Here is a 20,270-nt window from a genome sequence, read left to right as displayed (position 1 = left end):
TGATCCGTGCGCCACCCAGCGCCCCTGCTCTCGAGAGGTGTCCTCCATGCGTCTTTCCGTGATCGGCTGCGGCTACCTGGGCGCGGTGCACTCGGCGTCGATGGCGGAGCTGGGCCACGAGGTGGTCGGGGTGGACGTGGACCCGGGCAAGGTGCAGGCGCTGAGCGCCGGGCAGGCGCCGTTCTTCGAGCCGGGGCTTCCGGAGATCCTGCAGTCGGCCGGGGCGACGGGCCGGCTGTCGTTCACGACGTCGATGGGCGCAGCGGCCGGGGCGCGGGTGCACTTCATCGCGGTGGGGACGCCGCAGGCGCGCGGTTCGAACTCCGCGGACCTGACGTTCGTGGACGCGGCGGTCGACGCGCTGATCCCGCACCTGCAGCCGGGCGACCTGGTGGTGGGGAAGTCGACGGTGCCGGTGGGGACGGCGGCGCGGCTGGCGGCGAAGATCAAGGACTCCGGCTCAGGCGCGCTGCTGGCGTGGAACCCGGAGTTCCTGCGCGAGGGCTTCGCGGTGAAGGACACGATCACCCCGGACCGGCTGGTGTTCGGGCTGCCGGCCGACCCGGAGGACGCCGCGCACGCGAGGGCGCTGCTGGAGGAGGTCTACGCGACCGCGCTCGCGGCGGGGACGCCGTGCGTGGTGGCGGACTACCAGACCGCGGAGCTGGTGAAGGTGGCCGCGAACGCGTTCCTGGCCACGAAGATCAGCTTCATCAACGCGATGGCGGAGATCGCCGAGGTCGCGGATGCGGACGTGACGAAGCTGGCGGATGCGATCGGCTACGACGCGCGGATCGGGCGGCGGTTCCTGAACGCGGGGATCGGGTTCGGCGGCGGGTGCCTGCCGAAGGACATCCGGGCGTTCAGCGCGCGGGCGGAGGAGCTGGGCCGCGGCGAGTCGGTGGCGTTCCTGAAGGAGATCGACGCGATCAACCTGCGTCGCCGCCAGCGGATGGTCGACCTGGTCGTGGACGCGCTCGGCGGGCAGGTGTTCCAGAAGAAGGTGACGGTGCTGGGGCTGGCGTTCAAGCCCGACAGCGACGACGTGCGCGACAGCCCGGCGCTGGACGTGGCGGTGCAGCTGAACGGGCGGGGCGCGCACGTGATCGCCACCGACCCGGAGGCGATCCCGAACTCGATCCGGCTGCAGCCGCAGCTGGGCTTCGCCACTGACACCGCCGACGCCCTCCACGGCGCCGACTGCGTGGTGCTGGTCACCGAGTGGCAGGAGTACCGCGACCTCGACCCGGTGGCGCTGAAGGAGCAGGTCCGCACCCCGCTGATCATCGACGGCCGCAACGTCCTCGATCCCGAGGCCTGGCGCGCCGCCGGCTGGACCTACCTCGGCATGGGTCGTCCCTGACCCGCATCGCACGACGCAGCCCTGCCCGGTAGCGTGCCTGGCGGGTTCCGCACCACCGCGCCCGCTTCCGTCACCGGGGAGGAAACGGCATGGCCCAGCCGCACGAGTCGGCGCCGCGCATCTCGGTCGTGATCGCGGCCTACCGCCCGGGCGAGGGCTTCGACCGCGTGATGCGCTCGCTCGACGCGCAGACGCTGCCGCAGGACCAGTTCGAGACCATCGTCGTCGACGACGGGTCGCCGGACGACACCTTCGAGCGCATCAGCCGCCTCGCCTCCTCCCGCCCGAACATGCGGGTGGAGCGCATCGAGAACTCGGGCTGGCCGAGCCGCCCCCGCAACGTCGCGACGGGCATCGCGCGGGGCGAGTACGTCCTCTACATGGACCACGACGACTCGCTGTACCCCGACGCGCTGCGACGGATGGCGGAGTACGCGGCCGAGACGCGGGCGGACGTGCTGAGCCCGAAGGAGTCGAAGACCTCCGACGCCTGGTGGTGCATGCCGGCGCTCGTGGACGGCAACGTCGCGAACGCGGTGACCGACGGCGGCATCGACCGGCTGCTGCCGATGGTGCCGCACAAGCTGTACCGGCGCGCGTTCCTCGACGAGCACGGCATCCGCTTCCCCGAGGGGCGCCGGCAGCTGTGGGAGGACATCTACCTCAACGTCGAGGCGTGGCGCCACGCGGAGCGCGTTGCCGTGCTGGCGGACACCCCCGCCTACCTGTGGTGGTCGAGCCGGAGCAACAACTCGAAGACCTACGGCCCGCGCACCGAGGAGTTCTGGGACCGGCTGGACGAGCTGTTCGCCTTCATCGACGAGACGCTCGCAGGTCCCGCGCACGAGGCGGCGCGGAAGGCCGCGCTGCTGCACCAGTACCGGGGCCGGGTGCTGACCCGCCTCAGCCGCAACCTGCGGGGCTCGTCGGGCGCCGAGGCCGAGATGGCGATGCGCCGCGCCCGCGCCATCCAGACGCGCTACGTCCCGGAGGAGTGGGACGACGATCTCGGCCCGCAGCCGCGGGCCCGCGCGCTGCTGCTGCGGCAGGAGCGGCCTGACCTGCTGATGGACCTCTGGACCGCGGACGCGAACACCGCGGCGCGCGTGGTCGCCCGGTCCGCGCGCTGGGAGGCCGGGGTGCTGCACCTCGAGCTCGAGGCGCAGTGGCTCGACAAGGCGGGCAAGCGCGTCGCGCTGCGCCGGGTGGACGGCCGCGTGCAGCGCGACCTGTCGCCGCGGCTGCTCGCCGCGCTGCCCGCCGCCGTCACCGACTTCACGGACACGCTCCAGGAGTTCCGGGTCGACCTCGGCGTCCGGGACCGCTTCGGTCACGTCACCTGGCAGGTGCCGACCGTCGGCGCCGCGACGTGGGAGCAGTTCGAGGACGGCCGGGTCGCGCCCAGGCTGACCGCGCACGCCGTCATCGACCCGCGCACCGCGGCGCTCGGCGCACCGCTCGCGGCGGGGGTGCACGACCTCATCGCGGACGTGCGCTGGGCGAGCGCGACCCGCGGCGGCGCCGTGCAGTACGACGGGCCCGCGCAGCCCGCGGTGCTCGGACCCCTGCCGGCGGTGGCCTACAAGACCCGGAACGGCTCGCTGTCGCTCGACCTCGCCGGGCGCCTGCGCAACCCCATCGCCGACGGCGGCCCGGGCACCGGTCATGTGCAGGGCACGATCCGCGGCGGGCTGGCTATCCCGCTGCCGCGAGTCGCGAGCACCGGGGAGTCGCGCATCCAGGCCGCGGTGCGCCTCGTGCCCGACACGGGCGGCGCGGGGGAGGAGCACGTGCTGCGCGGCGACCTGCACGCGACCCCGCAGGGCGCCCGCCTCGAGGTCTCGAGCACCGAGTCGCTGCCGAACGGCACGTACGAGCTGACCTTCGCGACGGGGGAGTACGGCGCCTGGCTCGGGCGGCGCGCGGTGAAGGTGCAGGGCGACTCGCTATCGATCCTCCGGCACTCGCCGTCCGCGCCGGCGCCCGCGTCCGCGGTCTGGAAGGGCCGGGTCAAGCGGATGCGCAAGCGCGGCCGCGCCGTGCTGCGGGAGGTGTACCGCCGGGTGCGGCGGTAGCGCTCAGCCCTGCAGCGGCGCGATGCGCGTGTGCAGGCGGTGCGCCAGCTCGTTGGTCGCGAGGTAGCCCTGCTGCACCTCGCGCAGCAGCGAGAAGATCTCGTTGTCGCTGAAGTGCACCGTCTTGCCGTTCAGCTCGAGGAAGACGTTGGTGGCGAGCCAGGCGAGGCGCTTGTTGCCGTCGAAGAGGGCGTTGCTGCGCGACAGGCTCTCCATGAAGGCGGCGGCCTTCATCTCGAGCGGCGTGTAGACGTCCATCCCGCGGTACTTCAGCGACGGCCGGTCCACGGCGCCGATCAGCAGGCCGAGGTCGCGGACGGCCTCGCGCAGCGGCGACTCGCTGAACATCTCGACGATCTGGACCACGTCGTCGACGGAGAGGTACTCGACCGGCGCCGCCTGCGACGGGCGCGAGGCGTACGGATCGACTGACACCTGACTCCAGACCGGCTCGGCGCGTCCGCGCGGCGGATGGGAGCGACCCGACCGGTCGCCGCCTCCACGATACCCAGCGCGGGCGCTCGCGATCCCGGCCCGCACCCGGGTCCCCGGGGCAGGATCGCTGCATGGCGGGTGCGGGGGACTGGGAGCGGCTGGCGCGGCTGATCGAGGACGACGACGCGGTCGCCGCGGCGGTCCGCGATGCGGTCGAGGGCGGCGAGGACCCGTGGGAGGCGCTGCTCGACGGCCTGGACGAGGCCGGCGCGCTCGCCTACCTGCACGCCGACGACACCGGGATGGAGCTGACCGACGCGCTGGCGCAGCTGCCGCGGGTCTTCGCCGCGCAGCCGGACCTCGACGAGGCGACCGACACCGACGACCTGCCCGCGGCGACGCGGATCGCGGACGGCGTGCTGGCCGCGGACGGGCTCCGCGTCGTGCGCCTGGTGGAGGACGACCAGTCGTGGCCGCTCGTCGTGCTGCCGGAGGAGCGGGTGAAGGACGTCCTCCGGGCGACCGCCGCCTGCGGGCAGGAGGCGTCGCTCGGCGGCTGAGCGCTCAGGCCTCGGCGAGGCGCCCGAAGAGCGCGGAGTACTGCTCGAGGAGCCGGCCGGTGGACTCGCGGACGAACTCGGTGTGGTCCGGCTTCGGCGCGGCGAGGTCGATGGCTGCGGCCGCCGCGAGGTTCTTGCTCGTCCGGAACGATCGCGCGAGGCGGGCCAGGGTCTCGTCCTCGGCGGGGCTGAGTCGAAGGGTCATCGCCATGCCTTCAACCTATGGCTGAGGGTTAGGGCCTCGGGCAGGACACGCTGCGGTGCCGGAGAACGTAGAAGGGGTGAGAGGCAGTGCCTCCCACCCCTTCTACTGACCAGCGTCAGCCCGCGGCGCCCCGCGGTGGCTTCGCGGGATTGATCTTCTTGCCGAAGAAGTCCCGGGTGACGCTCTTCGGGATCGCCACGCCCTTCGGGAAGGTCGACGGGTGCCTCGGCTTGTAGCCGCTGAGCGTCTTGAACCCAGTTCGTCCGGATCCGGGGTGCTTCAAGCCCGGGCTCGCCCACGAGGTCTTCGAGTCGGTCGGGCGTCCGGCTCCGTGTAGACCGACGAGCGTGTTCGCCTTGGTGGTTCGCTTCGTGGGCCAGAGGTACGTGCGGTTGCCGTAATTGATGAGCACGTTGTTGTTGAACGATATCTTGGAGCCGTGTGCGCCGTTGAAGTAGCGGACGATCTTTGCGCCGCTCTTGCGTGAGTTGTACACGGTGTTGTTGTAAATCCTCGTGTCCTTCGCGGGGATGGAGCCGATAAAGGCGAAGGCCGACCTCTGATTGTTCTGCAGGATGTTGAATCGGGCCGTCGTGCGCAGAGATCCGCAGAAGAGGATGCCGCCGCCCTGATTGTCGTGGAGATAGTTGTACTCGACGACCGTGTCGACCGCGCTCCGGTCGACGTCGATGCCCTCGCCGTCCCCGCCGAGTGCGTGCTCTCCGTACACCTCGTTGTGGTCGATGCGCGTGCGCTGCGATTCCGCTGGCCAGATGCCGGCGTTCGCGGTGTCCGGGCTGATGCCGCCGCAGCGAGTGCAGGGGAACATGTTCGAGCCGTTCACGCTGAGGTTGTGGTCGATCCGGCTGTCCCGCGAGCCGCGCAGGATGATACTGTCGCCCTTCACGGCGCGGACCGCGTTGTAGGCGATGCGCACTCGATCGTCCCAGGCCCGGGGCTCGGCGGTGTGGTTGGCGACGACGATGCCGGAGCGGCCGACGCCCGTCACCTGATTGTGCAGAATCTTGAGACCGTCATAGCCGCCGCCAAGATGGCCCCAGGTCTTCGCGATGATGCCGCCGAACTCGCGTGAGTCGGCGCCCTTGGAGGCGAGGTTGCTGACGACGTGATCGACGGTGAGGCGCTGCACCGTCATGCCGGGCAGCGTTCCGACGTTGTCGTTGAGGAGGAGGACTGCGCTGCGGTAGGCCCCCGTCGAGCTCGCCTTCCCGGCGTTGGTCACGTGCAGGTCCTGCACGGTCCAGTCGTGCACGTTCTTCAAGGTGAGCGTGGCCGTGTTGGAGGGCGTTCCGTCCCCCCGCAGGATGGGCTTAGCCCCACGACCGAAGGCGCCGAGGACGATCTTCCGCGCCGATGTGCCGGATCCGCGGGGTTGCAGCCTGCCCGTGCAGGTGGTGCCTCGGCGGACGAGAATCCTGTCACCCGGACCGAAGGAGGCGTGCCGGTTCACGGCCGAGAGCGAGTTGAAAGGGCGAGATCGACCGTCGCCGGTCTTTCGCTGTGAACAGTCCACACGATAGGTGGTCCCGGTCTTGGCGGAGCTCGCCGCACTGGCGGCGGTAGCGGGCAGCGTGGCTCCCATCAGCGCGACGGAGAGTGCTCCGGCGAGCACGGTTGCACGGAGGGCCTGAAGCCGGCGCATGAAAGGTCCTTCTGTCGTCGGAGCCGCGAGGCGGCGCATCAGCGTCGCAGGTCGCGACCCAATCGGTCTCGGACTCGATCGGCGTTGCGCAGATGGTTCGCGGGATTCAGCGATCTGCGTCGAGGTGGTGCTGGAGCGCCGTCCGCCAGTCCTCCGGCTCGAAGCCCGTCCTGGTCAACTTCTCGAGGTCGAGCGTCGACCTGAGCGGGCGCTCCGCCTGCTCAGGTCGCAGGTAGTCCTTGGACGACACGCTCTTCACCGCGGTCGACTCCCTGCCGACGCTCGTGAAGACACGGCGTGCGACGTCCGCCCAGGACGCCGGAGGTCCGCCGTTCGACAGGTTGTACGTCCCGAAGGGGGCGTCGGAGGCGAGCAGATGCGCGATGCCTCGGGCCAGCTCCGTCGCGAAGGTGGGCCGACCGACCTGGTCGTCCACCACCTGGGGAGACAGGCCTCGAATCGCCAGGGATTGCATCGTTCGAACGAAATTCTTGCCATCGCCGATCACCCAGCTCGTCCGCACGATGTAGTGGAACGGGGCTGTGGAGATGACGGCGTCGGCCGCGGCCTTGGTCTGTCCGTACACGCCGAGCGGGCTGAAGGGCTCGTGCTCGTCGTGCTCCCGCGCACGCCCGTCGAAGACGTAGTCGCTCGAGATGTGGACGATCCTCAGGTCGTGGGCGACCGCGACCCGCGCCAGGGCGGCGGCGGCGGAGACGTTGACCGCCCAGGCGCGCACGCGCCCCTCCGGCGTCTCGGCCTCGTCCACTGCCGTGTAGGCGGCGGCGTTGATGATCGTGCCGTAGTCGCGCCAGCGGCGTGACGAGAAGGCGGCCGGATCCGTGACGTCGAGCTCGGCGCGCGTGGTGAACTCCGCGTCGGGGAAGACCTCGCGCAGCGCCCGGCCGAGCTGTCCGTTCCCGCCGAGCACGAGCGTCTTCCTCGCCGCCATCGGGACCACGTCGGCGAGCCGCGGATGCGCCATGTCCTTCGCGGAGATCTCGACGCTGTCGAGCGGGATCGGCCAGTCGATGGCCACGGTCTCGTCCGCGAGGTTCAGGAACGTGTAGGCGGCGTCCGGCGACCAGTGGTCGTTGACCAGGTAGGTGTACGCCGTGTCGGGCTCGAGCGTCTGGTAGCTGTTGCCGACCCCGCGAGGCACGAGGATCGCGCGGGACGGATCCAGCTCGGCGGTGAAGACCGCGCCGAAGGTCTCGCCCTCGCGGAGGTCGACCCATGCGCCGAAGATCCGGCCGGTCGCCACGGAGACGTACTTGTCCCACGGCTCCGCGTGGATGCCGCGGGTCGTGCCGGCGGCGTCGTTGAACGAGATGTTGTTCTGCACCGGGCCGAGGTCCGGCAGGCCGAGGGCGAGCAGCTTCTCCCGCTGCCAGTTCTCCTTGAACCAGCCGCGGTTGTCGCCGGGCACGGGGAGGTCGACGAGCAGCAGCCCGGGGATCGGTGTCTCGTGAACCGCGAGCGCCTTGTCGTGCGCGAACGCGGCGCTCATGCCTGCCCCTGCTGCTGGTAGCGGGCCTCCGTCGCGGCCTTCTGCGCCCGCCACCAGTCCTCGTGCTCCCGGTACCAGGTGATCGTGTCCGCGAGCCCTGCGCGGAAGTCGCCGTAGGCGGGACGCCAGCCGAGCTCGGTCCGCAGCTTCGTCGAGTCGATGGCGTAGCGGAGGTCGTGGCCCGCGCGGTCGGTGACGTGGTCGTAGGCGTCCTTCGGCTGTCCCATCGCCTCGAGGATCGTCTCGACGACCGACCTGTTGTCCTCCTCGCCGTCGGCGCCGATGAGGTAGGTCTCACCGATGCGGCCCTGCTCGAGGATCGTCAGGACGGCGCTCGAGTGGTCGGAGGCGTGGATCCAGTCGCGCACGTTCTGCCCGGCGCCGTAGAGCTTCGGGCGGACCCCGTCGATCACGTTCGTGATCTGGCGGGGGATGAACTTCTCGACGTGCTGGTAAGGCCCGTAGTTGTTCGAGCAGTTGGAGATCGTCGCCCGCAGCCCGAACGAGCGCACCCATGCACGGACGAGCAGGTCGCTGCCCGCCTTGGTCGAGGAGTACGGGCTCGACGGGTTGTAGGGGGTCTGCTCGGTGAAGCGGTCCGGATCGTCGAGCTCGAGGTCGCCGTAGACCTCGTCGGTCGAGATGTGGTGGAAGCGGGTGCCGTGCTTCCGGGCGGCCTCGATCAGCGTGTAGGTGCCGACGATGTTCGTGTCGAGGAACGGGCGCGGGTCGTGCAGCGAGTTGTCGTTGTGGGACTCGGCGGCGTAGTGGACCACCGCGTCCGCCTCGCCGGTGAGGCGGTCGACGAGCACGGCGTCGGTGATGTCGCCGACCACCAGCTCGAACCGGTCGTCGGGCAGCCCGTCGAGCGACGCACGGTTGCCGGCGTAGGTGAGCGCATCGAGCACGACGACGGAGTGGTCGGTCGTCTTGAGCACGTGGTGCACGAAGTTCGAGCCGATGAAGCCCGCGCCTCCGGTGACGAGCAGCTTCATGCGTGGACCCCTCTCTCGAGCAGCCCGAGCAGGTATTGCCCGTAGCCCGACTTCGTCAGCTTCTCGGCCCGCTCCCGCAGGCCCTCGTCGTCGAGGAAGCCGAGCCGCCAGGCAACCTCCTCCGGCGCCCCGATCTTCAGGCCCTGCCGGTGCTCGATGGTGCGCACGTACTCGCCGGCGTCGTGCAGCGAGTCGTGCGTGCCGGTGTCGAGCCAGGCGGTGCCGCGGCGCAGCACCTCGACCTGCAGCCTCCCGGCGGACAGGTAGGCCTTGTTCACGTCGGTGATCTCGTACTCCCCGCGCGGTGAGGGGGCGAGGTCGCGGGCGATGGCCTTCACGTCGTTGTCGTAGAAGTAGAGGCCGGGCACCGCGAAGCTGCTCTTCGGCCGCGCCGGCTTCTCCTCCAGGGACACCGCCTTGCCGTCGGCATCGAACTCGACGACGCCGTAGCGCTCCGGGTCGGCGACCCAGTAGGCGAAGATCGCCCCGCCGTCGAGGTCGTGGTACCGGCGCAGCTGGGTGCCGAGGCCGTCGCCGTAGAAGATGTTGTCGCCGAGCACGAGCGCGACGGAGTCGTCGCCGATGAAGTCCGCGCCGATGACGAAGGCCTGGGCCAGGCCGTTCGGCTCCGCCTGCACCGCGAACTCGATCGAGATGCCGAACTGGCTGCCGTCGCCGAGCAGACGCCGGAACTGGTCGGCGTCGTGCGGCGTCGTGATGACGAGCACGTCGCGGATGCCCGCGAGCATCAGGGTCGACAGCGGGTAGTAGATCATCGGCTTGTCGTAGACCGGGACCAGCTGCTTCGAGACGCCCATCGTGATGGGGTGCAGGCGCGTGCCGGAGCCGCCCGCGAGGATGATGCCGCGCATTGCGGCCATTGTTCCGGAATCCAGAGGTCGGCGCTCGTTCAGGCTTCGTGGAGCGCCGTACCATCGGGCGGCATGGCCCGAGGAACGCTCGCCGGGGCGTTCCGCGTGCGGTTCGTCACCGTGCTCGCCCTGATGTACGTCGGGGTCGTGCTGCTCGTCACGCTGTGGCCGACGACGGTCGACCGAGGCCTCGACCCCTACATCGAGCGGTTCCTGCAGGAGCTGCACGAGCGCGGCGTCCCGAGGTTCATCGACTACGGGTTCGTGGAGTTCGCCGCGAACATCGTGTTCTTCGTGCCGGTCGGCTTCCTCGGCGGGCTCCTGCTGCCGCTGCGCTTCTCCTGGCTCGCGGTGATCGCCGGCGGGCTCTTCTCCGCCGCGATCGAGACGACGCAGCTGCTGCTGCTGCCGGGGCGGGTCGCGAGCCTGGCCGACGTGGTCGCCAACACGTCGGGGGCGCTGATCGGGTTCCTCGTCGCGCTCGCGGTCCGGCTGCTGATCCTGCACCGCGACGTCCTCGTGATCCGCGATGTGCTCGAGGGACGGCGTGCCTCGGACGGGTTACCCGTCCGGCACTAGACGCTGAAGGCCTCATTGGTTCGACGACACGGGAGGCAGAGGTGGCAGTGACGACCGAGCGTCCGACCCTGCGTGACGAATTGCCGCGCGTCCAGCCCGTCCGACGATCTGCTCTCCGCGTTATGCCGCCTATTGGGGCGGCGATCGGACGGTCCCGGCCGAAGTGGGAGCGGGCGTACCAGCGGCGGCTCCTCGTCACGGATTTTCTGATCCTCGTGACGGTGCTGCTCGGGTCGCAGCGACTCTGGATCGGACTCGACGCCTCACAGAACGTGGCGAGCGCGGGGCGGGCAGCGGCCGTTCCGTACTGGGCCGCGACTCTCGTGCTGCTGGCCGTGTGGCTCTTGGCGTTGAAGCTCGCAGATTCACGCAGTTCGCGCATAATCGGCTCCGGATTCGCGGAGTACACCCGTATCGCCGACGCGAGCTTCCGCCTCTTCGGTCTTGTCGGGATCGTGGCGCTGCTCTGCCAGTTCTTGCCTGCCCGCGGCTACATCGTCACCGCCTTCCCGGTCGGCGTCGTGCTGCTCGTCGCGTCTCGATGGGCCTGGCGTCAGTGGCTTCGGCGTCAGCGGGGGCGAGGGCGCTACCTGGTGCGCGTTCTGCTCGTCGGGGCCGCGGCGTCCGTGGACCACGTCTATGACGAGTTTCGGCGCCGCAGCTACCTGGGCTTCGAGATCGTTGGAGCATGCATGCCGCCCGATGCCTCGGGCACGGGCCTGCCCCTGCCGCGGCTCGGCTCCTTCGAGGAGGTCGCTGCGATCGCCAGGAGAGAGCGGGTACATGCCGTCGCGCTCGCCGGCTCTGCCGAGCTGCCTCCCGAGGCGGTGCGGCGTATTGGCTGGCAGCTCGAGTCGACCGGCGTTGATCTGATGGTCGCGCCTGCGATAACCGAGGTCGCGGGCACTCGCATCCACACCCGGCCAGTAGGCGGAATGCCGCTGATGTACGTCGACTCGCCGGCTTACGAAGGGGGCAAGAAGGCGACCAAAGCCGCGATTGACTTTGGTGTCGCATGCGTCGCCATCCTGTTGTCGGCCCCGATCATGATTGCCACGGCCATCGGGGTGCGACTCACGTCCCCGGGCCCGGTCGTGTTCCGGCAGCAACGGATCGGTCTAAACGGCAAGGCATTCAACGTGTTTAAATTCCGCTCTATGCGGGTGGGAGCCGACGCGGAACTCGCAACGCTCCTTAAGGATCAGGGCACGGACGACAAGCCACTCTTCAAGGTAGAGAACGATCCGCGAATCACCCGCTTTGGTGCGTTCATCCGCAAGTACTCGCTGGACGAGCTGCCGCAGTTCTTCAACGTGCTGCGAGGCGAGATGAGCATCGTCGGACCGCGACCGCAGCGGGCAGAGGAGGTCGCGCTCTACGACAACGCGGCGGGCCGCCGGCTGCTCGTCAAGCCGGGCATCACTGGCCTCTGGCAGGTCAGCGGGCGCAGCGACCTGTCATGGGAGGACACGGTGCGCCTCGACCTCTACTACGCGGAGAACTGGTCGCTGCTCGACGACTTCGTCATCCTGCTCTGGACCGTCAAGACGGTGCTGCAGTCGCAGGGCGCGCGTTGAAGGACCGCTCGGCCTGACCCCGAGATGAGCGAACCCCAGACGCCTTCAGCCTCGCGCAGTCGGTCCACCTATTGGCGAACGAGTTCAGCAGCTGCAGTTGACGATCGGCAGGGCTCGTATCGCGCGCTTCCGAACCGTCAACCTTCTGCAGAGTCTCTGCGTAGGCGGTCGATGACTTTTCCCCCTGAGGAGGCAGTTGTCGGCCCGCGACACAAGGGATGGGTTACCCATCTTGTTCTCGGCTTGAACGGGGGCCGCCTGCCGCATCTGAATCGAGCGGGAATGCTGCTCCGGCGCGATCCATCGGGTGGAGCAACCGGTCCTCGTGCTGTATGTCGGCTTAGGGGTTTCTGCGCGACGATGCACTCCTCCAGGGGCCGAGCGGCGGCGAGGGGCCACCTGCGGGCGGTCCCCTGTCCGTGGCCGCGATGAGCACTTCACCTCCGCGCGAGCGGACGCGCCTTGATTCGCTCACCGGCTTGCGTGCTCTGGCTGCCTGCGCCGTATTCTTCGGCCATATCCACGGAATGCTCGGTGGATCGATCGCCGCCTACACTCTGCCCCTAAGTAGGCAGGGGTATCTCGGTGTGTCGTTCTTCTTCATTCTGTCGGGCTTCGTGCTCACCTGGTCGACGCGTCAGGAGGACTCAGCGAGGAGCTTTTACCGCCGCCGTTTTGCACGGGTCTACCCGCTCCACATCGTCACCTGGGCGCTTGCGGCGCTCCTGCTTCCCGCGCTCGGACTGCAGACCGGGCTCGCCTTTGGGGTCCTGGCGGGAGTGCCTCTTCTGCAAGCGTGGGTGCCGGACCAGCGCGTGTTCTACGCCGTGAACGGCGTCGCTTGGTCGCTCTCAGCGGAGGCGTTCTTCTATCTAGTTTTTCCCCTCATCCGGCGACGTCAATTCGACCTCCGACAGCGCACCCGGTGGGCGCTTCTCAGCGGCCTCTTTTTGATGATCGTCGCCGTCGCCGCTGTAGCGGCGCTGCACGTACCGAACGCCCAGATCGTCGGATCCGACCCCTCCGGCCGCTGGTTGTGGTTCTTGTACAACTTCCCGCCGACCCGACTCCTCGAGTTCGCTGTCGGATGCCTGCTTGCGGCAAGTGTCCGGGCGGGTCTTCGGCTTCCGGGCTTCTGGCGCTGGTTTGTCATCGCCCTCGCTGCTTACGTGATCTGCGGCGTCTGGCCGTCGACGTTCGCTCGAGCGGCCCTCACGCTGGCGCCCTTCTGCGCGCTCCTGGTAGCCGGCGCATCTCGCGATCTTGCTGAAAGGCCCACCTTCTTCGCTCGCAGACGACTCGTCCGACTCGGCGAGATCTCCTTCGCGTTCTATCTCGTGCACCAGATACTCATCCATGCGTTTTCTGCTCGAATTCCTGCCATCTCCTCGCCCGTCATCGCAAGTTCAGTCCTAGCCGCTTTCTTGGGGGCCGGTTGGTTCCTTGCCTGGGTACTCCATCGCTTCGTTGAAGTTCCTGCCGAGGTCCTGCTTCGGGGCGGCAGGAGAAGTGCTTCGGCACAAGGGCGACGCTCACCGAACAGCTCGGCTTCTTCCTCGCCTCGCGCGGCAGATGAGGGCTCCGTTGTTGTAGCGGAGCCCACCAGCCGGGGTCGATGACACTGGTGCTCAATCGTCGTGCGTATCCCGGACCTGTCGACGTTCGAGGAGATTGTGCCAGCGGCTCGATTCGGGGCAGGTGCCGGTGGTGCCTGAGTCCTTACTGCGTTCTCGTCAAAAGGCGTCGACGGGCGCCTGTTGTGCGACTACGCAAAGTGCTCCGTTGCTAGAGGTGCTGAAGCGTGCGACACGCAAGCTCGGCGTCAGGCGACGAGGCTGTGGCCGTTGAAGCGCGACAACGCTGAGGGCCACCCGCTCCTCAGCTGAGTGCGCCGTCAGTCAGGCCTTCTTGCACCCAGGCCTTCAGCCGCGACTCGAACATCGCGGTCGAGAATCTGTCGGCGTGGCTCGCCACCGGCGCCCTGTCGAGGGTAAGGAGTCGGTTCACCGACGCTCGGATGCCCGTCGCGCTCTCATCCTCAATGAAGATGCCGGTGCGTCCATCGATGACCGTCTCTGCGGTTCCGCCCAGGCGGCGCGCGAGGACGGGGGTGCCCGTCGCCATCGCCTCCACGGGCATGATTCCGAAGTCCTCTATCGCAAGGAAGACGAGGGCTGCCGCGCGTGCGTAGAGCGAGGCAAGCATCGCATCGGTTGGCTCGAGAACGAAGTACACGGGCACGGTCGCCTCTGCGGCACGAGCCCGCAACGCGATCTCCTCGGGGCCGCCGCCGGCCAGTACGACGGGAAGATCCGCAGCCTCTCCGACCTCGATCGCACGGTCGAGCTGCTTGTACGAGACAAATCGGGAAGCTCCGAGGAGGAACACCTCGGGAATCTGCTCCAGCGCCGAACGCTCGGCATCGCCGAGCTGCTCGGGCGCGGCTGCGAGTCGCCTCACCCGGTCGACATCGACCGGTGGGTGGATGACGGTGGAGTCCCGACCCCAGGTGCTCTTGATGCGGTCACGCACGAAGGCGCTGTTCGCGGCGATCCGCCGCGCTTCTTGTGCCCGCCGACGGTCGAGCGGCTTCAAGACGCTACTGGCCGTCCGCGCGAGCAGATTCGCGCCTCGAGCATCGAGGTCGGGGTTCCAGATATAGCGCGCCGGTGAGTGCACATACACGAACTTCGGAGCTGGCCCATCACGTCCGGGGACCCGGACGTGATGTGAGAAGAGATGGCTGCTCGCGATCACCCACTCGTACTGAGTGCCCGTCGGCACCATCGTCCGCCACGCGAGCGGCAGCACCAGTGCCGCGAGGGGCTTACTGCGTCGCACCGGCGTCCTGGCCAGGATGCTCTGACGAACGTCATGCCCAGTCAGGCGCTCGGGAGCGTTGGACCAGGGCGTCAGGACCGGCGCGTCCGGGTAGGCAGCTGCGATCGCCTCGAGCACGTTCTCAGAGCCTCCCCGTCGTTCGATCCATTCGTGAACGATGAGACCGGTCATCGAGGCGCCTTCCTGGTCCTGCATGTGCTTTCGATGTCCTCGTGACCGCTTTTCAGTGGCGAGCTTGCGCATCCCCGCGGCCTCTGCCTAATCAGCCCCTTGTCCTAGTCCCGGGGGCCAGGAGCAGGTCGTTGCCGGTCGCATTCAACAGCGCTCCCCGTTGCCGGGCCATGCGTGCGAGCGGGATCCAGAGCGCGCAGCCGACGAGGACGGCTTGCATCAGAGCCAGGAGAGGGAGCGGTAGCACTCCTTGTCGGAAGAGGAAAAAGCTGTACGAGAGAAGTGCGGTGACCTGAAGCGCCCCGGCAAGTGGGATGTATCGCCGATCCGTCAGCGCGCAGATCGCCGCCAGGCAGTTGCCGATGAAGAAGTAGCGTTCGTGCATACTGGGCAGGCTGTATGTCATGAGCAGCGCGCACGCGCAACTCAACTGCAGGACGTCCCTCAAGTCGAACGATCTCGCCCCCGTTAGGCGGAGCACGGCGACGCACAATAGTGCGACGAGGCCGAGCGCGAAGAGCACGCCTGAGGACCGAAAGAAGTTGGTCCACACTTCGGGCAGCAGGGCGTAGAGCGTCGGCGCATTGAGCGTCAACTGCGGATACTCGCCCGCCTGCTTCGTGTAGATGTTCAGCAGTGACTCGACCGACCGGCCGGCGATGAGTGCTGGGACGAATGTGAGGAGCCCGCTCGCGACGCCGATCAGCGGGGCTTTCCAAGGATGCCGGTCCTTTACGAAGAGCAGGAGCATCACAGGCAGGACGAACAGTGCCTGCAGCTTGAAGGACAGTGCCAAGACGTAGAGTACCCAGGCGAGGGTGGCTCGTCTCGTCGAAGCAGCCCATGCCGCCCACACGATCATCGCCGTGTAAAGCGAGTCGGCCTGCCCCCACACGGCCGAGTTCGTCAACACCTCGGGCAGCAGCAGCATCACGGCCGCAAAGGCGGCTGCGAATCGCGGCGTCCGGCCGGCGCGGATGGCGAGCATCGCAGCGCCGGCGGCGAGGGCCACGTCGCTCAACCCTCCGAGGAGCTTGACCCAATGCAACGCGGACGCCGGCGTATTGGTGCCAACGTAGAGGAGGTAGAGGTAGGGCACGTTGTAGTCGGCGAACTCGTCGCCGAGCCCCGCGAATCCGTGCGTGCGCAGGTAGTCGAACCAGTGCACCAAGAAGGCGCTCATGTCGATGCTGACGGTCCCGAGCAGTGCGAACCTCACCCCGATGCAGGCGCCCAGGATGGCGAGCCACAGTGCGCCCTCGGCGAGCTGCTCGCGCGTGCAGCTCCTGAGAAGTTTGCGAACTCGAGGTGCGAGGAGTTCGAGCGGCGCCCCTGCGGATCGGCTCGTCGACGACACCGTCATGGCAGGGTCTCCTTCGGATTGAGGCGAACCAGATAGAGGTCGTCCTGCTGGACGATCCGGCGGAAGCGCAGCGGCTGCTCGTCTACCGCCTTGTCGGTCGACGAGCCCCGACGGATCAACATCAAAGGCAGGGTCGACGAGGAAGCGGCAGCTTCAAAAGCCTGCAGCCCGCCGTCCCGGGGTGCGAGCCCCCCGCTCATCTCGGCGGTGGCGACCATGCTCTGCGTCCATGAGGCTGCGTCGGGGTCGAGGAACACCGGATGGAGGCGCCCGTCGTCCGGCACCTTCGTCAGCGCGACCTGCGCCGCGACGGCCGGCTCATCGTGGCGAAGTCCGGCTATGAGCTGTTGGCTCTGCACGAAGGCGAGGAGGAGCGCGAGGACGAGAACCGGACGGAGCGCGCTCGATCCCTTGAACGAGGACGCGGCGGAGCAGCCCGTGAGGGCGCAGACCAGTGGCAGACCAGGCGTCGCGTACCACCCGAGCTTCGTACCGGCGAGCGAGAAGGCCAACAGCACGAGCGCCGGCCAGAGCGCAAGCGCCAGGATTGTGAGGCGCCGATCCGACCAGTGGGTCAGATGCGGGCTCACCCGCGTCGATCGACTCAGGACGACGCAGACGGTCGCCGACCCGACCGCGAGCCACGGGCCCCACTGCTCAAACCAGAGTGTCAGGTAGTACCACCCGTCCCCGGTGTGGCCCTCGATCGCGTTGCTGCCGCGGTTGAGCAGGTCGTACTGCACCATGCCGTCGAAGAACCGCAGACCGTCGAATCGGAAGCGCAGGCCCGCCCAGACGAGGACGGGGAGGAGGCCGAGCGATGCTGGCAGGAGAGATGCACCCCGCAGCCGTCCCCGCAGCCCCGGAGTGAAGGCCAGAAGCGCGATGAAGACCAAGAGAAGTCCTGCGTGCCAGGACTTCGTGAGGAAAGCGAGGCTGAAGGCGATGACAGCGACGACGAGCATCCGCGGCCTCGATCGTGCCTCGATCCCGGCGACGACCCCCGCCGTCATCGCGAGGATGAAGAGTGCGTCGGGGTCGCCGGTGCGTCCGGAGTGCAAGTTGAGGAGCAGGTTGCAGGAGGAAAAGGCGGCCAGGGCGATGACGCCGGCGGCTCGACCGAAGCGTCGTGTCGTCCAAGCCCAGATCAGCAGTCCTGTGCCGAAGGTGAACGCGGCCGACGGGGCACGCAATCCGAGGGGCGTGAAGCCGAACACCTGGTAGCCAGCCATGATGGCCCAGAAGCTCAGGGGCGGTTTGAGGTTCCAGTAGTCCGGCGACCCGCGCCAGGTGTTAACTAGTAGGTCGCCGCGCTGGGACATCTCGTAGGCGCTCACCGCGTGTCGCGACTCGTCCCAGTCATGCAGATTTTGCGTCGCGATCCCGCTGAGCAGCGTGTGGGCGGTGAGAAGGAGAAGACCTCCGCTCGCAGCCGCGAATGCGATCGAGCGCACCCAAGGGATGCGAGTGATCTCGGCGAAGAGCAGGCCGCGTCCTGCTGCTGCTCCCGGACGAGCACGGACCGAGATCGGCTCCGAGAAGCCCGTCATGCGTCGTCCCGCGACATGACGCCGGTCTGCCCGGTCGTCATTGCGACGCGCGAGCGGAAGACGAATCTCGAGTACCAGAGGTAGTTCCACACGAGCCCGACGAGCACCGCCGCCAGCTTCGGTACTACGGTCGCCATCAGGTCGGACCCGCTCAGGGCGCGCTCCGCAGGAGCCGCGAAGGCGAGCAGGACGAGAGGCTGCACGCACCACAGTCCGACGCCGGTGACGAGGAGGAACAGGACGGCCTGCTTGCGGGGCGCCGACGACACCCGGTCGCTAAAGGTGAAGCCGCGGTTCGCGGCGAAACTGAAGGCGAGGCCGCAGCACGTTGAGACGAGGTTCGCCAGCACCACGGGTGTCCCGAAAGCGCTGAGAAGGAGGTAGATGCCGACGTCAATGCCGGTGTTGATCACTCCCACTGCGGCGAACCGCGCCGGCTGCGCGAGCCCGCGCAAGGAGGCGTCGAGGGCGGTCACGAAGCGACGAGGACGTGCTCGGCGCCCTTGGGTGCGGAAGCCAGCTGCCCGCGCGCCGTCACCGACACCGTGTAGAGCGGACGGTTCTGTGATTCAACGTAGATCCGGCCCACGTAGTTGCCGAGCACGCCGAGCATGAGCATCTGCACGCCGCCGATGAAGAACACGGAGACCATCACGAAGGCCCAGCCGGGAACGGTGGTCGCGGGTGCTAGCAGGCGCTGCGCCAGCACGTACACGACGCCGAGCGCTGCGACGGCGGACGTCAAGGCGCCGAAGCGGCTGATCAGCTGCAGTGGCACGGTCGAGAAGCCGAAGATCCCGTCGAGCGCGAAGCGCACCATCTTCTTCAGCGGATACCCTGTCGAGCCGGAGAACCTGGCATCGCGGTCGAAGAGCACCGCCTCCTGCTGGAATCCGACGTGGCTCACGAGCCCCCGGAGGAATCGGTCGTGCTCGCGGTACTTCCGCAGCTCCTCCACGACCTTGCGGTCGAGCAGACGGAAGTCGCCCGTGTTGCGCGGGATCTCGATCGAGGCGAGCCGAGCGAGCGCCCAGTAGAAGGAGTGCGCCGTGAAGCGCTTGAAAAAGGTGTCCTTGCGGGACCGGCGCTGGGCGTACACGACGTCGGCGCCCAGCTCCCAGCGCTCGATGAGTTCGATCGCGACGCGAGGCGGGTCCTGCAGGTCGGTGTCCATGATGATCACGGCGTCCGCCTCCGCGGCGTCGAGGCCCGCCGTGACGGCGAGCTGGTGCCCGAAGTTGCGCGAGAACGAGAGCACGGTCGCCCGATCGTCCTTCGCTCGCAGCTCGAGGAGCGTGCTCAACGAGTGATCGGAACTGCCGTCGTCTACGAAGATGAATTCAAAGTCGTAGCCCGAGGTGATTCGAGAGGTCACTGCGACGAGTTCTTCATACAGCGGCAGGATGTTGGTCGCCTCGTTGAAGATCGGGAGGACGAAGGCGATGCGCTTCTTGGTGAACACTCGGCGTCCCTGCTTTCGGATCATGTGATTCCGTGCCCCTGTCGGGGACGCGGAGACCATATGAGCGGCGAGGGCGGGTGCCTCGTTCGGGGGCGGCGTGTCGAGCGATCCGGCCGTGCTCAGTGCACCGCTGTGGTGGCCGCCGGCGTTCCATCGAGCAGCTCAAGGTAAGAGACGGCCGCGGCACGCCAGGTCCTGTCCTGCACCGTGCTCCGAATCGCCTGCGGATCCGTTCCGAGCGAGTTTGCGGCGAGCAGCTGATCGGCGATGTCCCTCGGGTCTACCCGACAGGCGAAGCCGTTCACTCCCACGTTGAGCAACTCGTCTACGGGGCAGTGTTCACTGAGGACCGCCGGCAGCCCTGTCGCCAGCGCTTCAAGGGCGACCATGGGCGTTCCCTCATAGTGGCTCGGCAGGCAGAAGACGTCCATGGCGCGGAGGAAGGCCGGGGTGTCCTCGACAGTGCCCAGAAAGTGGACACGCGAGCTCACGCCGGCCTCGTCCACAAGGTGCTGGAACGCATCGATGTTCTGGGATTCTCCTCCAGCGACGAAGAGCTCGAAGTCTGCGGGTAGCAGAGCGAAGCCCAGAATGAGCTCTGGAAGGCCTTTGCGTTTGAACTCGTGACCGATGAAGCCGACTGCGCGCGTCCCGTCCTGCACCTTGAAAGACATCCGCGCCTCACGGCGGTCCTCTTCGCCAGCGGGATGGAAGCGATCAAGATCGATCGCATTCGGAATCGCCGCTACATGATGCCGTCCTCGCGTGAGCTCCTCGACCTCGGGGACGGCCTGTGAGGACACGGCGACGAATGTGCGCCGGCCGATCGGTGCTGCGAGGATGTGCTCCTTCAGCACCCGCATCGCGCGAGTCGGGTTCGCGAGCGCGAGCAGCAGACGCAGGCGGCTGAGGCGTCGCCTGCGCAGCTCCGCGGAGAAGACGTTGTGCATCACGATCACGCTGCCCACTAGACCCTCGCAGTTGTGATTTATCACTGACCACCCCGAGCGCTGCAGACGTCGACCGGTCCATGACCCTGCCGCCGTGAA

Annotated in this window: 18 protein-coding genes; 6 read left to right on the top strand and 12 right to left on the bottom strand. The window is 68.2% G+C overall.

All coding sequences use genetic code 11. From position 1 onward, the window contains the following. Positions 1–46: 46 nt before the first annotated feature. Together ACFSBI_RS04805 and ACFSBI_RS04800 are read left to right on the top strand one after the other, a co-directional pair. Positions 47–1,363 (top strand): UDP-glucose dehydrogenase family protein, encoded by a 1,317-nt coding sequence (locus tag ACFSBI_RS04805; RefSeq protein ID WP_377932578.1) that lies wholly within the window; start codon positions 47–49, stop codon positions 1,361–1,363. An 89-nt stretch (positions 1,364–1,452) separates the two neighbouring features. Further along, the gene (locus ACFSBI_RS04800) at positions 1,453–3,438 is read left to right on the top strand and encodes a glycosyltransferase family 2 protein (RefSeq protein ID WP_377932576.1); all 1,986 of its coding nucleotides are present in this window, start codon (positions 1,453–1,455) and stop codon (positions 3,436–3,438) included. A gap of 3 nt (positions 3,439–3,441) precedes the next feature. On the opposite strand, the gene ACFSBI_RS04795 is transcribed toward ACFSBI_RS04800, so the two are convergent. Further along, the gene (locus ACFSBI_RS04795; protein WP_377932574.1) at positions 3,442–3,873 is read right to left on the bottom strand and encodes a type II toxin-antitoxin system death-on-curing family toxin; all 432 of its coding nucleotides are present in this window, start codon (positions 3,871–3,873) and stop codon (positions 3,442–3,444) included. 131 nt (positions 3,874–4,004) lie between these two features. Between ACFSBI_RS04795 and ACFSBI_RS04790 the strand changes: the two genes are divergently transcribed. Beyond that, entirely contained in the window at positions 4,005–4,433 is a 429-nt protein-coding gene (locus tag ACFSBI_RS04790; protein ID WP_377932572.1) for a DUF6630 family protein, read from the top strand. Between the two features lie 4 nt (positions 4,434–4,437). Here ACFSBI_RS04790 and ACFSBI_RS04785 read toward each other — a convergent pair whose 3' ends face one another. From ACFSBI_RS04785 to rfbA, 5 genes are all read right to left on the bottom strand, one after another. Further along, positions 4,438–4,644, bottom strand: coding sequence for a CopG family transcriptional regulator (locus tag ACFSBI_RS04785; protein ID WP_377932570.1), 207 nt, complete (start codon positions 4,642–4,644; stop codon positions 4,438–4,440). 109 nt (positions 4,645–4,753) lie between these two features. Beyond that, complete coding sequence (locus tag ACFSBI_RS04780) at positions 4,754–6,301, bottom strand: right-handed parallel beta-helix repeat-containing protein (RefSeq protein WP_377932568.1); 1,548 nt, start codon at positions 6,299–6,301, stop codon at positions 4,754–4,756. A gap of 106 nt (positions 6,302–6,407) precedes the next feature. Beyond that, positions 6,408–7,811, bottom strand: a complete 1,404-nt coding sequence (locus ACFSBI_RS04775) for a sugar nucleotide-binding protein (protein WP_377932566.1) — start codon at positions 7,809–7,811, stop codon at positions 6,408–6,410. After that, complete coding sequence (gene rfbB, locus ACFSBI_RS04770) at positions 7,808–8,806, bottom strand: dTDP-glucose 4,6-dehydratase (RefSeq protein WP_377932564.1); 999 nt, start codon at positions 8,804–8,806, stop codon at positions 7,808–7,810. Before rfbB ends, ACFSBI_RS04775 begins: the two co-directional genes overlap by 4 nt. Further along, complete coding sequence (gene rfbA, locus ACFSBI_RS04765; protein WP_377932562.1) at positions 8,803–9,678, bottom strand: glucose-1-phosphate thymidylyltransferase RfbA; 876 nt, start codon at positions 9,676–9,678, stop codon at positions 8,803–8,805. Before rfbA ends, rfbB begins: the two co-directional genes overlap by 4 nt. Before the next feature lie 72 nt (positions 9,679–9,750). On the opposite strand from rfbA, the gene ACFSBI_RS04760 reads away from it, so the two are divergent. The 3 genes from ACFSBI_RS04760 (at position 9,751) to ACFSBI_RS04750 (ending at position 13,453) form a co-directional block, all read left to right on the top strand. Next, positions 9,751–10,257, top strand: coding sequence for a VanZ family protein (locus tag ACFSBI_RS04760; protein WP_377932560.1), 507 nt, complete (start codon positions 9,751–9,753; stop codon positions 10,255–10,257). 41 nt (positions 10,258–10,298) lie between these two features. Continuing rightward, a complete protein-coding gene (locus ACFSBI_RS04755; RefSeq protein WP_377932558.1) occupies positions 10,299–11,834 on the top strand; it encodes a sugar transferase in 1,536 nt (511 codons plus the stop codon). A 428-nt stretch (positions 11,835–12,262) separates the two neighbouring features. Next, positions 12,263–13,453, top strand: coding sequence for an acyltransferase family protein (locus ACFSBI_RS04750; protein WP_377932732.1), 1,191 nt, complete (start codon positions 12,263–12,265; stop codon positions 13,451–13,453). Between the two features lie 259 nt (positions 13,454–13,712). Here ACFSBI_RS04750 and ACFSBI_RS04745 read toward each other — a convergent pair whose 3' ends face one another. The 6 genes from ACFSBI_RS04745 to ACFSBI_RS04720 form a co-directional block, all read right to left on the bottom strand. Then, on the bottom strand, positions 13,713–14,918 hold the full coding sequence (locus ACFSBI_RS04745) for a glycosyltransferase (protein WP_377932557.1): 1,206 nt from the start codon (positions 14,916–14,918) through the stop codon (positions 13,713–13,715). A 19-nt stretch (positions 14,919–14,937) separates the two neighbouring features. Beyond that, positions 14,938–16,209: a hypothetical protein gene (locus ACFSBI_RS04740; RefSeq protein WP_377932555.1), complete on the bottom strand. Its 1,272-nt coding sequence runs from the start codon at positions 16,207–16,209 to the stop codon at positions 14,938–14,940. Beyond that, entirely contained in the window at positions 16,206–17,759 is a 1,554-nt protein-coding gene (locus ACFSBI_RS04735) for an ArnT family glycosyltransferase (protein WP_377932553.1), read from the bottom strand. The genes ACFSBI_RS04740 and ACFSBI_RS04735 overlap by 4 nt, the downstream gene beginning before the upstream one ends. Further along, positions 17,756–18,235 (bottom strand): GtrA family protein, encoded by a 480-nt coding sequence (locus tag ACFSBI_RS04730; protein ID WP_377932551.1) that lies wholly within the window; start codon positions 18,233–18,235, stop codon positions 17,756–17,758. The genes ACFSBI_RS04735 and ACFSBI_RS04730 overlap by 4 nt, the downstream gene beginning before the upstream one ends. Beyond that, complete coding sequence (locus tag ACFSBI_RS04725; RefSeq protein ID WP_377932549.1) at positions 18,232–19,221, bottom strand: glycosyltransferase family 2 protein; 990 nt, start codon at positions 19,219–19,221, stop codon at positions 18,232–18,234. Before ACFSBI_RS04725 ends, ACFSBI_RS04730 begins: the two co-directional genes overlap by 4 nt. A 119-nt stretch (positions 19,222–19,340) precedes the next feature. Continuing rightward, on the bottom strand, positions 19,341–20,171 hold the full coding sequence (locus ACFSBI_RS04720; protein ID WP_377932730.1) for a glycosyltransferase: 831 nt from the start codon (positions 20,169–20,171) through the stop codon (positions 19,341–19,343). Positions 20,172–20,270 lie beyond the last annotated feature (99 nt).

Origin of the sequence: Amnibacterium endophyticum (assembly GCF_042680685.1) — a bacterium.
In the GTDB taxonomy this organism is placed as follows: Bacteria; Actinomycetota; Actinomycetes; order Actinomycetales; family Microbacteriaceae; genus Amnibacterium; species Amnibacterium endophyticum.
This window is presented reverse-complemented; position numbering and strand designations above follow the sequence as displayed.